This is a genomic window from Chitinophaga sp. CCNWYY40, from assembly GCF_037483205.1.
Lineage (GTDB): Bacteria > Bacteroidota > Bacteroidia > Chitinophagales > Chitinophagaceae > Chitinophaga > Chitinophaga ginsengisegetis.
The window spans coordinates 295,693-309,567 of sequence record NZ_JBBHLF010000007.1 but is presented as its reverse complement, the minus strand read 5'-3'; the positions used below and the strand labels follow the sequence as shown (position 1 = coordinate 309,567).

Genomic DNA, 13,875 nt, shown 5'->3' with positions numbered 1-13,875 from the left:
CACATAGGATTCTAAACTTTGCATGTAAATAATTTACCCAAACCTACTTTTACATGCAATCAAATCTACATCGGGCGCTCAAAAGGCAGCTATGCGCCATGTTATTGCTGCTATTCATCACCCTATCTGTACATGCCCAGCAGGCAATTACGGGAAAGGTTATCGCTGGCGACGACCGCCAGCCGGTAATCGGAGCCACCGTTAAAGTAAAAGGCGCCAATCGCGGCGCTGTTACCGATGCCACCGGTAGCTTTGCTATCTCTGCAGCCAGTACCGACATCCTCCAGGTTAGTTTTATTGGCTTCCTGCCCGAACAGTATGCGTTGAAAGGCGCTTCGGACGTAACCATTATCCTCCAGCCGGATAAAAAAGCCCTCGACGAAGTAGTAGTAACGGCATTGGGTATACGAAAAGAAGTAAAAAGGGTGGGTTATTCTGTACAGGAAGTAAAAGGAGCCGATCTGATCAAAGCCCGGGAACCCAATCCGGTGAATGGTTTGGCAGGTAAAGTGGCCGGCCTCACGGTAGGCGCTTCTGCAGAACTGCTGTCGGCCCCGCTGGTATTGCTCCGCGGTAATAATATAGGTTTGTATGTAGTAGATGGCGTGCCCATTAATTCTGATACCTGGAATATTTCTCCCGATGACATTGAAAGCTATACCGTACTGAAAGGGGTAACTGCTTCCGCGTTATATGGCTCCCGTGGCCTCAATGGCGCCATCATGATCACCACCAAAAAAGGAACAAAAGATAAGCGCGGCCTTTCTATTGATTTTAACTCCAGTACCATGTTCGAAAAAGGATTCAATGCCATCCCAAAAGTACAGGATGAATACGGTCCCGGCGATCATGGTAAATATGCTTTTGTAGATGGTAAAGGTGGTGGAACCAATGATGGCGACTATGATGTATGGGGCCCTAAATTCGAAGGTCAGCTCATCCCTCAGTACGATAGCCCGGTAGATCCGGCAACAGGTAAACGTACCGGTACCCCCTGGATCGCCCGCGGTAAAAACAACCTGCAACGCTTCCTCCAAACAGGTATGCTCAGCACCAATAACATCGCGGTATCTTCCCACACAGAAAAAGCCGATCTGCGCTTCTCCCTGTCGCATTCCTACCAGAAAGGAATTGTACCGAATACATCGTTGAACATTACCAACTTCAATATCTCCGCAGGTTATAACTTCAACTCCCGGCTACGACTGGATGCCTACATGAACTATAACCGCCAGTACTCCAACAATTTCCCGGATGTAACCTACGGCCCCAACAGTATTATTTATAACACCCTGATATGGGCGGGCGCCGACTGGAGCATGGATGACATGCGCAACTACTGGCAGCCGGGCAAAGAAGGTATCCAATCTATTTACGCGGAATACCAACGCTATCATAACCCCTGGTTCATGACCTACGAATGGTTACGCGGACACTATAAAACAGATGTAAACGGCTATGCAAAACTGAACTATAAGTTCAGCGATAAACTGGAACTGCTGGCCCGCACACAGATCACTACCTACGATCTGATGAGGAACGAAAAAGTGCCCTTCTCTGCACATCCCTATGGCCGTGAAGAAGGGAAAGGCGACTACCGGGAAGACAAACGCAGCATGTTTGAAAATAACACGGATGTACTGTTGTCTTATACCAATACTTTCCCCAATAAGATCGGCATCCACGCTTCTGTAGGCGGTAATGCACGCTCTTACCGGTATAACTCCAGCTACGTATCCACCGGTTACCTGAACGCACCAGGATGGTACGGATTTGCCAACAGCCGTGATCCATTATTTGCCACCAACTACTACGCACCTATGCTGGTATTGAGTGCTTATGGTTATATAGATATTGACCTGGGTAAATATGCCACCATCTCCTTAACAGACCGTATCGATAAGGCATCTAACCTGCCGACACAGAATAATGTATATTCTTACCCATCTGTTGCCGTTAGTACCGTGTTGTCAGATTACATCCAACTGCCGGAAGTGGTTTCCTTCCTGAAGCTGCGCGGCTCCTATGCTAACGTAAAGGGAGGTTTTACACAGGCTACTATCGGTGCTACGCCGCTGGCCACTTACCCGCTGGGATATGGCTCTGAGTACCAATCGTCTTATGATGGTCCTATCTATAACACTTCTTTCTATAATGTTGCCCCGGTTTATCAGAACCAGGCAGGCGCCTATATCTCACAAACTATTGCCAATCCTGATCTGAAGCCATTTGCCAGCAAGGTGGTGGAAACAGGCGTGGATATCCGTTTCCTGAAAAATCGTATAGGCATTGACGGTACTTATTTTACCAGTCAGAATGGTCCGCAGATCTACGACGTAATTATTCCTAGCTCTACCGGTTATGCCAAGAACCGTATCAACGGCGTAAACACCCGTAAAACAGGTTACGAAGTAACCCTGAATGGCAGTCCTCTCCGGAATCCAAATGGTCTTAACTGGAACGTCACCGCTAACTGGTCTACCTTCCAGGAAAAATATACAAAGATCTATGACGGGGAAGATAAGCTGAATGCCTTTGTAGGCGTGGGCGACCGCGTAGATAAGATTTACGGTACCAAGTTCGTAAGAGCTGCCGACGGACAAATCATTAACGGTACAGATGGCCGCCCGGTAGTGAATCCAACACAACAGTTTCTCGGTAACGCGAGTGCCGACTGGGTTTGGGGTATCAACAATAGCTTCAGCTATAAAGGCGTCAGCCTCAGTTTCCAGTTCGACGGCCGTGTAGGTGGCAACATGATCGATTACATCCAGCAGCAAACTTTCCGTGGCGGACGTAATATCCTTACTACAGAAGGCGCAATGGGAGAGGCCCGCTACCAGGATTATAAAGGTGTGAAATCTTACCTGGGCCAGGGCGTGGTGATTAATAACAACGTGCCTATCCAGTATGATAACAATGGTAATGTTACCAACTACGATAAACTGCAGTACGAAGCCAATACCACTAAAACATTCCTGCAGGATTATATCAGCGTGTATTACAGAACCAACGAAGCAAACCTGATCAGCAAAACATTTGCAAAGCTGCGTGAGGTAACTATCGGCTATGCGCTGCCGCAAACCATACTGAGAGGCTCTTTTATCAGATCAGCCAATATATCTTTTGTGGGCAGGAACCTGCTCTATTTTGCAAAAAATAAAGATGTGGATCTCGATCAGTATCCGGGTGCAGACCAGGGCTCTTCTACCCTGCAAACGCCTACTACGAAGAGATATGGCTTTAACATCAACCTCAGCTTCTGATCTGTCACTTTAAAACAATGTATTGTATGAAATCTTTCAAAATATTAACCTTCATTGCTTTAACAGGTGCTGTACTCAGTAGCTGTAATAAGAAGTATGATGACTATGCCATCAACACCAACAAGCCTTCACAAACTCCTCCCAGCCTGGTGTTGGGCGGTGTGCTGGCGGATATGAATAAGGATAAACCCTGGAGCAATGTGATGCGCTGGAACCAGTTCGACTGCTGTAACTATAACTACTATGGTGATCAGCGTTACGACTGGGGTGGTGGAGATCTTGACAGTTATTACAGCATGACCAACGTGCAGAAAATGGAAGCGGAAGCCACCCGTTTAGGCGGACAGGCAGTGAATCCGTATTCAGCATTGGGCAAGTTTTTCCGGGCCTGGTTCTTTTATCGTATGACCAACCTGGTAGGAGATTTACCAATGAAAGATGCATTACAGGGGAAAGACAATCTGACGCCTGCATATGATGAACAGAAGAAAATTTTTGTTCAGATCCTGCAATGGCTGGATGAAGCCAACACACAGCTGGGGCAGCAGATCGCCAATCCGGATAAAAGTAATACCGCAGAAGGGCAGCTGTTAAAAGGTGACTTCTATTATGGAAATGACCTCGGCAAATGGCAGCGCGCTGTAAATACTTTCCGTTTACGTGTGCTCATTACGTTAAGTAAAAAAACAGCCGATGCCGATCTGAAAGTAGCACAGCAGTTTAAAGATATTGTTAGCAATCCTGCTAAATATCCACTGATGGAATCATCTGATCAGAACCTGCAGTTTATCTACAACAACATCAATAAATATCCGTCCAATCCGGATAATCTGGGCTTTGATGCTACGCGGTATAATATGTCTGCCACTTACCTCAATACCCTGGTAGCGTTTAATGATCCGCGTGCATACGTAACTGCGGAACCGGCCACTGAACAGGTGAATAAGATGGGTAAGTCACCGGCAGATATCACTGCTTATGTGGGTGCCGCTTCCGGTGAAAGCCTGGATAATATGTCTTCAAAAATGTCTGATGTAAACAATGCTGTATATTCTGTTCGGAGCCGCAGCCGCTACTACAGCAGTTATGCAGCCGAGCCTGGTGTATTGCTTGGGTTCCCGGAGCTGTGCTTTAACCTGGCAGAAGCGGCTAACCGCGGCTGGATTACTGCAGATGCGGAAGCCTGGTATAAAAAAGGAATCAAAGCATCTCTCGTTTTTTATGGTATCCCGGCTGAAGCTGCGGGTGTCATCACTAAAACGTATAATGGTCAACGTTATGATGTGCCTTTCGACTTTGAAAACGTTTATTATAAGCAGGCGAACGTGCAGTATAAAGGCAACAATGCACAGGGGCTTGCACAGATCCTCACACAGAAGTACCTGGCCTTTTTTGAAAACTCCGGCTGGGAGGCTTATATCAACTGGAGAAGAACCGGTGTACCTACTTTCAGTGTAGGCTCAGGTACAGGTAACAGTGGTATTATTCCTAAACGTTTCAAATATCCGGATTCCGATCGCTCTTCCAATACTATCAACTGGACGGCTTCATTGAAGAGCCAGTTTGGCGGTACTACAGATGATATCAACGCGGATATGTGGCTGCTGAAGTAAACTGAAATCCCTTTTTTATAGTTAACGGCCCTCCGGAAGAGGGCCGTTGTTTGTTTACATATGTTTAACCATACTTAACATTAAGTTCAGCATTTGTTAACATTGTGTTTACATAAGACCCGCACCTTTGTCCCAAACCATTTGTTTACGATGTTGAATATTACCTGGATACAGAAGCGGTTGCAGCATGCACATCATGTTACATTTTCATTGTATGCCGCCCTGGTGGCCTTTGGTACTTATTCCTGCATGTATGCTTTTCGTAAACCCTTTACAGCGGGTATTTTTGAGGGTGTTACTTTCCTGGGGATTGATTATAAGATCTGGCTGGTAATTACGCAAACAATTGGTTATGCATGCAGTAAATTTTACGGCATCCGCTTCATCGCGGAAATGAAAGGGAATAAACGGGCGCAGAGCATTATGGTGCTGATAGGAATTGCATGGCTGGCCCTGTTGGGTTTTGCAGTGGTGCCGGCGCCGTATAACATCGTGTTCCTATTTCTTAACGGGTTTCCGCTGGGCATGATCTGGGGACTGGTGTTCAGTTACCTGGAAGGCAGGCGCAGTACGGAATTCATGGGAGCGGTGTTGTCGGTCAGCTTTATTTTTTCCTCCGGATTTGTGAAGTCGGTGGGAAAAATGACAGTGGTGAACTGGCACGTCACAGAATACTGGATGCCTTTTATCACAGGGCTTGTATTTATAGTGCCTATCATGATATGCATATTGTTGCTGGAACAGATACCGCCTCCCACAGCGGCAGATGAGCAATTGAGAACACGCCGTGCGCCTATGAATAAACCGGAAAGAAAAGCTTTTCTCCATACTTTCTTACCAGGGTTAGTGTTGTTGATTGCCAGCTATGTGTTGCTCACGGTGTTAAGGGATATGCGTGATAATTTCGCGGCTGATATCTGGAAAGATCTCGGTTATGGTACCCAGGCGGGCATCTTCACCCAAACAGAAATTCCTGTGTCTTTGGCGATCATTGTGATTATGGGATTACTGGTATTTGTGAAGAATAATTTCCATGCCTTTATGCTGAATCATTTTATTGTGATTACGGGGTTCCTGGTGGCATTGATCAGCACATTGCTATACAAGCAGCACCGGCTGGACCCGGTATGGTGGATGACTTTAACCGGATTGGGATTGTATATGGGATACATTCCGTTTAACTGTATTTTCTTTGAACGTTTGATCGCGGTGTTTAAATACGTAAGCAATGTGGGGTTTGTAATTTATGTGGCAGATTCTTTTGGCTACCTGGGAAGTGTGTTGGTGATGTTGTTTAAAAACTTCAGTGGTATGGCTTTGTCGTGGAGCCAGTTTTTTATGGATGCAGTACTGGGTGTATCTGTTACCGGCATCGTGATGATGATAGCATCCGCCTGGTATTTTAAAAAAAGATATGAATCAGTGAACAATAAAAGTGCTTCAAACCTCGAAGGAGAAGTACAGATTGCGGCCTGACTACCGACCGCTAAAGCATAAAAAAAGGCAAATCGTGCATGCTGAATGCGCAATTTGCCTTTTGTTTTTATAACAGGAATTTAGTTCGCTTTGGCGTCTGGCGCGTCAGCTTTAGTTCCTTTCTTTGATGGTTCATCTTTGGCATCTTTAAATTCACGTATGCCGCTACCCAAACCACGCATCAGCTCAGGTATCTTCTTACCACCAAACAATAACAATACTACCAATGCTATCAGCAGTAATTCTTTGATACCTATTTCCTGCAAAAACAAAAGCGGGATGTTCAGAAAAGATGTTGTCATTATAACAGATTTTATTATGTGCTTTTATATATGGTATATGTAAACATAAAGTTAGCACGAATTACCAGTTTTTTTGTTTTTTAGGGAGATATTTAAAAATATTAATATAATTGATTTAAAGACAATTATTTACAGATTAGAAAATATCACTTTTACTTCCCCGTTTTCCACTTGTAAATGCGAAATATGACCATAATCCACCGAAATGTCGAACGCATCCACGAGCGGGGTATCGGTCACATGCGCCACAATACAGCGGATCACCCCGCCATGCGTAACCAGCACTGTATCCTTTCCCGAGGCGGTTATTTCTTCCAAAACCTCAATACTCCGGTTATACAATTCTTCATAGCTTTCTCCACCCGGAATATGCTCAAATACCACGTTATCCGCCCATTTGCATAAAGCATTTTTGCTGATGTTATCCCAGGGCAGCATTTCCCAGTTGCCAAAATTCATTTCCTTTAACCGGTCGTCTTTGACATAATTATTGCCAAATAAGGCGGCAGCAAGCTTCTCACAGCGCTGTAAAGGGCTGGTGTATACCTCCAGAGGGCCGGAGGGCAGGAGCGGCTTTATACGGGCTGCTTCGGTATCAAAACTACCTGCCACATCCACATCGGAAGCACCGTAACAAATACCACTTTCTATTGCCGGCGTGGTATGCCGGATCAGATATATTTCCATGTGAGAATACAAAAGCATAAATAAATAACAGTTTCCGATACCTGCTGTACGGCGCCCAGGCAGTCGCCGGTATAGCCGCCTATCCACTTCTGCATGAGTCGTACCATGTACCAGCGGGCCAGTATCAGGGTAGGGATGGTGAGCAGCAGGGTATAGTTTTGCAGGTAAATCATCGCTGCAATAAAAGGAATAAAGCCCCAGATGGCGGCTATTCCCAGGTCAGGCAAAGAAATGCCCTGGGCGATAGGCTTCGCTTTGCTGTCTTCGTTTTCACGGGCATATTTATGGGTATACACCACTGTTACCGCTACAAAACGGCTCAATGGCTGCGCACTGGCAATAGCCAGCATAACTTTATACAGCGGCAGTTCCCGCAGCGACAGGTACTTGAGCGTCATGATCAGCAACAGTCCCAGCATCCCGTAAGTGCCAATGCGGCTGTCTTTCATGATCTCCATGATTTTCTCTTTGGTCCATCCGCCACCGAAACCATCACACATGTCTGCAAATCCGTCTTCATGAAAAGCGCCGGTTACCCATACACCCACAATAATGGCCAGCAGTATGCTCACCATCGGTGGGGCAATGCCGCCCAGTACGTATAATACGCCTATCATAATAGCGCCGGTTATCCATCCTATCAGCGGAAGATAGCGGGTAGCTTTACTGAGCATCTCCGGAGAATAGGGGGTATTAACGGGAACGTGTATACGCGTATAGAACATGATAGCGGTTAGCAGTAACTGCCACTGTTTTTTCATATCGTACGGTTTGATACCTGTGCACTGTTAAAACTGGCCATTTCTTCCAGGAAGGCTACTGCGCTCCGGATCAGCGGAATTGCCAGTGCGGCGCCGGTGCCTTCTCCCAAACGCATATCCATTTGTAGCAAAGGCGCTACTTCAAGATATTGCAGCATGGCTTTATGTCCTTTTTCTTCAGAGCAATGCGCGAAGATGCAATAGTCTTTCACCGCGGGTTGCATTTTCACGGCAGCCAGCAAAGCGGCAGTTACAATAAAGCCATCTATCACTACCAGCATCTTTAAAGCGGCGGCCTGTTGGATGGCGCCACAGATCATGGCAATTTCAAAGCCACCAAATGTAGCGAGGGCCTGCTCCGGCGATGCAGGCGATGCATGTTTGGCCATTACCTGTTGCAGAATGGCTCTTTTTTGCGCCAGTTGCTGCGCATTGCTGCCAGTGCCCGCACCGGTGCATTCGGCCACCGGTATGCCCGTAAAATGGCTCATCAGCAACGACGCCGCGGAGGTATTGCCAATACCCATTTCTCCAAAGCCAATCACATTGCAATCTTTTTCGTGGAGCAGCTTTACTTCGGCGGCGCCCGCCTGCATGGCCAGTTTACACTGGTCCAGCGACATGGCCGGCATATGCAGAAAGTTTTGTGTGCCCATGCCCATTTTGCGGTCTTTCAACTGCGGATGCGGCGCAAACTCATGGTTTACTCCGGCATCTACCACCGTCAGATCCAGCTGATGCTGCCGGCAGAACACATTGATGGCAGCGCCGCCATTCAGGAAGTTATATACCATCTGCGCGGTAACGGCTTGTGGAAAAGGATTTACCTGCCCATCCGCCGCAATGCCGTGATCACCTGCAAATACAATGATAGCGGGATTCTTCACGGAAGGCGTCAGTGTATTTTGTACCAGGCCGGCCTGCAAGGCAAGCCCTTCCAGTTTTCCCAGCGATCCGGGAGGCTTGGTCTTCTGATCTATCTTATCCTGTAAGGCAGTTCTCAGCCCGGGTGATACGGGTGTTATCCGGATATCATTCATCATGAGGGATTTTTTTACGCGTCATTTTTAATTACAACCGGAATGCCGGACACCATTAGCGTAACGGTACCGGCTATACGTGCAGTGTACTGGTTCACCCAGCCTTGTAAGTCTGTAAACTTGCGACCTGCCTCTGTTTCGGCATGCACGCCCATTCCAATTTCGTTAGTTACAATAATAAAAGTACCTGCTTTCTGGTGAAGTGCGTGTATTTCTGCCTGGATGGCCTGGAGGGTATTATCGGTATGATAATCATGTGCGGTAAAGAAATTGGTAAGCCACAGGGTAATGCAGTCGATCACTACAGTATGCCCGTCCAGTGGGAGGCGGCTTACATACAGTTCTTCTTCATAATTCACCCACACCGGTCCTCTTTCTTCTTTGTGCCGTTGTATGCGCTGTGCAAAATCGTCGTCCCATACTTTGGCGGTAGCCACGTATACCGGGTGAGCGCTTTGTGATAAGGCCAGCTCCTGTGCGTACCTGCTTTTACCCGAACGGGCGCCGCCTGTAATTAAATGAAGCATAGAAAAGCGTTTAGCCTTTTCCGGTAGTTGGCGTTTTGTAAACGCCAACTACCGGAAGTTATTAGTTAAATAACGGCATTGCCGGAAAGAAGAAGCCCATGAAGTTCACGCTTTTCTTCAGGCTACCGCTGCTGGCATCATAGATGTACAGCGTATTATCTTTGTAATTATCGCCATAACCGGATTTCACATCTGTTACTACGATGGTATTGTTCCCCGGATTGTATCTTACTCCTGCACCATACATTTCACGGCCGGCCGGAATGGTTACAAATGGTGCATTCAGGGAATTGGGATTACCTACTGCATATTTGTATACTTCCCTGCCACCAGCGCCCCAGGCGTTGGTTTTACCAATGAATACGGCATTTTCAATAGTGGATGCACTCAGCATACCGGCATTCCATGCGCCCCATGCGCCATATACCGGGAATGGAACTGTAACGGTATCCATTTTCAGGTTGTTGGCATTAATGGCAAACAACATGTTATTGCGGGCGGCCCAAACAGTGCCGTCGGGTGTGCGTGTAAAGCCTACATCTGCAGGGCCCAGTATTTTTGCCACGCTTAAATCGGTATTGTTCAACGCTACCATGCCCTGGGTTTCAGACATTACGATGATGTAGCCTTCTGCTGCTACCATACCACCAACCTGTCCGGTTACGCCGGCCAGTTTAGTGCCCAGAGCCAGTGTTTGCAGGTTAACGGGATACACTCCATCCGCGGTGCCTATCAAACCGGTGCTGCTGTTCACGCCGCAAAAAGAGTTGGCAAAAGCCGGCAGCTGATCAATACGGCCGGTTTCTTTCATGGTGCCGGGATCTGCTACTACAAAGGCGCCCTGTTTGGATACTAGGTATAATTTGTTCTTGTAAATGGCGCCATAGTCGGTAGTTTGACCGAGTTGTTTGCCAGGATTATTACGTTTAAATACATACTGGTAAACGGAATCTTCCCCATTGCGGTAAAAATTCACGTCACCGTTTTCCTTGCCATACTGACCTTCATTCACCAGGAAAAATCCATTTTCAAATTTGCCCAGTACTTTGATGCGGTAATAGTAGGTAGCGAGTGCGTTACCGGAAATTATTTTATAAGAGATGGTATAATCTCCTCTTTCTGCTGCGGTGAAAGTATAGGTAGAATCGGTACTTACCTGCACGCCATTTACCAGCCAGAGAAAGGTAGGATTTTTCACCTCTGCCAGCTGCGGACTTAACACCCGGCTGTCGCCGATATAGATAGTATCTTTGCCGTCTTTTAAGCCCGGAGCTACAATCTGTGGTACAATTACTTCTGCCTCATTATCTTTAGAACAGGAGGCTAATCCTGCAATAGCGAATACTGCTACAATAAAGGAAACCTGAAATTTGCGTGAAATGCTGCGCATGTGTTGTGATTTATTTTCGTATGTCTTGTTTTCGTATGGGTATTACAGTTAAACTGTAGCCAGGGTGCTAATACAGAAATGCTATGCAGAAGAGAGAAATAGTGAATCCCCTATAATAATTTAGAGATTTAGAGTCAGACAAATGTGTTCATCTGTCTGAGCCCCAAATCTCTAAAAAACAAATGTAAAAATATTATTGGGCAAAACGCAGTCTGCGTTTTACCAGTTCAAAGCTGCCAAAGAAAATGCTGCTGTAAACGATGTTACCTACCAGCACATACCACATGTAAGGAATAGCCTGGATATAGCAACTTGCTAATCCCGCTGCATCTTTGGTATACGGTAAACCGGTGAGCATGTTGGTGGAACCGCTTACCCACACGCCGAAGTTGGATACCAGGAAGTGCAGGAGTGCTGCGCCCGCAGAACCCATCAGGATATTGGCCACACTTGCTTTCTTGATTAACAGCTGACCCAGTAATACGATCAGTACAAAGCTGGCGTAGTTCCACACCCAACCCCTGTACAGTAAACCTTCTGCATATTGTTTATGAAAAACCTGCATCAGGATAATGTCGCTAACGAACAGCGTCAATAAAGGAAAGGCGTATGATTTCCACTTCTGTGAAAAAGAAGCGCCGCCAAATAAAGCCATCGCGCCTACCGGCGTAAACATAGCGATTGGTTGCATCGTTGCATCTGATCCCAACACGATACGTATTACACCAGCTGCCAGTATAAACAGCAGCAGTACGCCAAACCGTGGATTAAGATTCTTTAAAGACATTATGTTGGTTTTAATGTTTACAAATTAAATACAATACCGGTATTAAAGTTGAACCGGCGTGAATTATAACCCGAAATATCAAAATACTGATAATCTGTAATATTTCTGAAACCGGCGAAAATTTTAAGCAAGTTACCAAATTTATATTCACCATATAAATCCACGGTATAATAATCCCCCATTGGCCGGGTTCCCTCAAACCGTTTATCTATGTATTTACAGGTGGCGGCCACATATAGCGCCTGGGTGGCCTGGTAGCCTAAAGTGGCATTCACAGCGTGTTTGGGCACCCTGTACAGGTTGTAGTAGGAAGAGTCCTTACCGTTCTGGTTCACCGTAACACGGCCATCTACATAGGTGTAATTGGCGGTTAGCTGCAGCGCCCTGGTAATTCTCCAGGTGGCTTCCACTTCAGCCCCATATGCCTTTTGTTTATTGGCATTGCGGTACTGGCTGAAAAAGGTGACAGGATCAAAGTAAAAGATCACCAGGTCGTGGGTATTGCGGGCAAAACCGGTTACCCGGAAGTCTATTTTGCCGTTAACCACATCCGCCTGGTAGCCGGCTTCATAGCTGGTAGTGGTTTCCGGCTTCAGATCCTGGTTGCCGTAGCCTTTTGCATACAGCTGGTATAGGGTAGGAACGCTGTAGGCAGAAGAAATATTGATAAATACTTTATGATGTGGATTGATCAGGTAAGACGGATTGATGGAGAAGGTTTGGTTATTACCATACCGGCTGTGGTGATTAAACCGGCCCCCCACTTCGAGATTAAAGCCCCCCATATTGTGCAGCAGGAACGAGGCATATACGCTGATCTGGCTGGTATGCGAGCTATCCGGTGATAAGGTGGTGGTATCAATTCCGGGGCTGTAGGTACTTTGCAGGAAATCTTTCTGGTCGGTGGCGGAGCGGTTAAAGGCAGCGCCTCCGATCAGCCTTATCCGGCTGCTCAGGTCCAGGTTCACATAGCTTTCCACCTGGTGGGTGTTGGCGGTAAACAGGGAGCTGTCGTACCGGGCGTAGGCGCCCACGCCAACGTAACCGGAATCATTTAAGATATCCCGTTTGGTATGCTGGTAACTGTATAATACATGCCAGGAGCCGTTTTTAAACCGGTATTCGCTGGTGAGGCCATTGAGCAGGTATTTTGATTTGCCGTTGTAATCCGTTTCATCTTTATAGCCACCTTCATCCAGGTCGTGGCGATAGTTACTGTAGTTCAGCAGGTAGCCAAAATTCCAGCGTTTTCCTGCTGCCAGCCCCAGTTTGGCAAAAACGCTGTTTTGCCGGAAGCCGTCTTTATCAAATCCGGCCTTGTAGGTGGAGTCGTAGGCATCGGAGAAGCCCCTGGTTTTTTCATGTTTATAACTTACCAGGTAAGAGAAGCGGTTAACATTGCCGTGCACATTTACATTGCCCAGGAAATCGTGGTAGCTGCCATAGCTGGCAGTAGCGCCCACACCGAACTTCTTATCGCCGGTTTTACGGGTAATGATGTTGATCACGCCTGCTACGGCATTGGAGCCATAGAGGGTCGACTGGCTGCCCCGGAGTATTTCGATCCGTTCTACCTGGTCGGGTGAAATGAAGTTGAGATCAAAAGTATTATTGATCTGGGAAGCGTCGCTTACCGGCAGCCCGTCTACGAGGATCAGGGTGTTGCCGTTGGATGCTCCGCGCATATATACGTTTGGTACAGTGCCCGGGTTGTTTTCGGCGCCGTTGATGATCAGGCCGGTTTGCTGGTTGAGGATGCCGGCGATGCTCCTGCCGCTGTTCCGCTGCAGGTATTCATGTGAAAGGATGGTGACAACCTTGCCGGTTTCCCCGGCCTTCTGGGGGCCTTTAACGGCGGTAACGGTAATTTCATTAAGCTGGCTGATACGGCTGGTATCCTGTGCGGTAGCAGCGGTGTACAGCACAACAGATAAAAATAAGGACGTGTAAAGTTTAAATTGCATCCGCGAAATATTAGTTGAAGGTTTATCAAAATAAAAAATGCAGCAGGGACAAAGGTTAGGTT

At 46.9% G+C, this 13,875-nt stretch carries 11 protein-coding genes; 3 read left to right on the top strand and 8 right to left on the bottom strand.

The window, feature by feature from the left end:
- Positions 1-53 precede the first annotated feature (53 nt).
- The 3 genes from V7S65_RS26820 to V7S65_RS26810 all read left to right on the top strand — a co-directional run bounded on the left by V7S65_RS26820 (position 54) and on the right by V7S65_RS26810 (position 6,355).
- Positions 54-3,266, top strand: a complete 3,213-nt coding sequence (locus tag V7S65_RS26820) for a SusC/RagA family TonB-linked outer membrane protein (RefSeq protein ID WP_336388973.1) — start codon at positions 54-56, stop codon at positions 3,264-3,266.
- Between the two features lie 26 nt (positions 3,267-3,292).
- Positions 3,293-4,879, top strand: coding sequence for a SusD/RagB family nutrient-binding outer membrane lipoprotein (locus V7S65_RS26815; RefSeq protein ID WP_079471130.1), 1,587 nt, complete (start codon positions 3,293-3,295; stop codon positions 4,877-4,879).
- Between the two features lie 150 nt (positions 4,880-5,029).
- On the top strand, positions 5,030-6,355 hold the full coding sequence (locus V7S65_RS26810; RefSeq protein ID WP_079471129.1) for a DUF5690 family protein: 1,326 nt from the start codon (positions 5,030-5,032) through the stop codon (positions 6,353-6,355).
- Positions 6,356-6,435: 80 nt separating this feature from the next.
- Here V7S65_RS26810 and tatA read toward each other — a convergent pair whose 3' ends face one another.
- The 8 genes from tatA to V7S65_RS26770 all read right to left on the bottom strand — a co-directional run bounded on the left by tatA (position 6,436) and on the right by V7S65_RS26770 (position 13,813).
- Positions 6,436-6,657 (bottom strand): twin-arginine translocase TatA/TatE family subunit, encoded by a 222-nt coding sequence (tatA, locus tag V7S65_RS26805; RefSeq protein WP_079471128.1) that lies wholly within the window; start codon positions 6,655-6,657, stop codon positions 6,436-6,438.
- Positions 6,658-6,786: 129 nt separating this feature from the next.
- Positions 6,787-7,344 (bottom strand): alpha-ribazole phosphatase, encoded by a 558-nt coding sequence (gene cobC, locus V7S65_RS26800; protein ID WP_336388974.1) that lies wholly within the window; start codon positions 7,342-7,344, stop codon positions 6,787-6,789.
- The gene (locus tag V7S65_RS26795; RefSeq protein ID WP_111579869.1) at positions 7,329-8,105 is read right to left on the bottom strand and encodes an adenosylcobinamide-GDP ribazoletransferase; all 777 of its coding nucleotides are present in this window, start codon (positions 8,103-8,105) and stop codon (positions 7,329-7,331) included. The genes cobC and V7S65_RS26795 overlap by 16 nt, the downstream gene beginning before the upstream one ends.
- Complete coding sequence (cobT, locus tag V7S65_RS26790; RefSeq protein WP_227024668.1) at positions 8,102-9,148, bottom strand: nicotinate-nucleotide--dimethylbenzimidazole phosphoribosyltransferase; 1,047 nt, start codon at positions 9,146-9,148, stop codon at positions 8,102-8,104. The genes V7S65_RS26795 and cobT overlap by 4 nt, the downstream gene beginning before the upstream one ends.
- Positions 9,149-9,159: 11 nt before the next feature.
- Complete coding sequence (locus tag V7S65_RS26785; RefSeq protein WP_079471125.1) at positions 9,160-9,672, bottom strand: bifunctional adenosylcobinamide kinase/adenosylcobinamide-phosphate guanylyltransferase; 513 nt, start codon at positions 9,670-9,672, stop codon at positions 9,160-9,162.
- Between the two features lie 61 nt (positions 9,673-9,733).
- Complete coding sequence (locus tag V7S65_RS26780; protein ID WP_079471124.1) at positions 9,734-11,062, bottom strand: DUF5074 domain-containing protein; 1,329 nt, start codon at positions 11,060-11,062, stop codon at positions 9,734-9,736.
- Positions 11,063-11,255: 193 nt separating this feature from the next.
- Positions 11,256-11,849, bottom strand: coding sequence for a DUF6580 family putative transport protein (locus V7S65_RS26775; protein WP_336388975.1), 594 nt, complete (start codon positions 11,847-11,849; stop codon positions 11,256-11,258).
- 17 nt (positions 11,850-11,866) lie between these two features.
- Positions 11,867-13,813, bottom strand: coding sequence for a TonB-dependent receptor plug domain-containing protein (locus V7S65_RS26770; protein ID WP_336388976.1), 1,947 nt, complete (start codon positions 13,811-13,813; stop codon positions 11,867-11,869).
- Positions 13,814-13,875 lie beyond the last annotated feature (62 nt).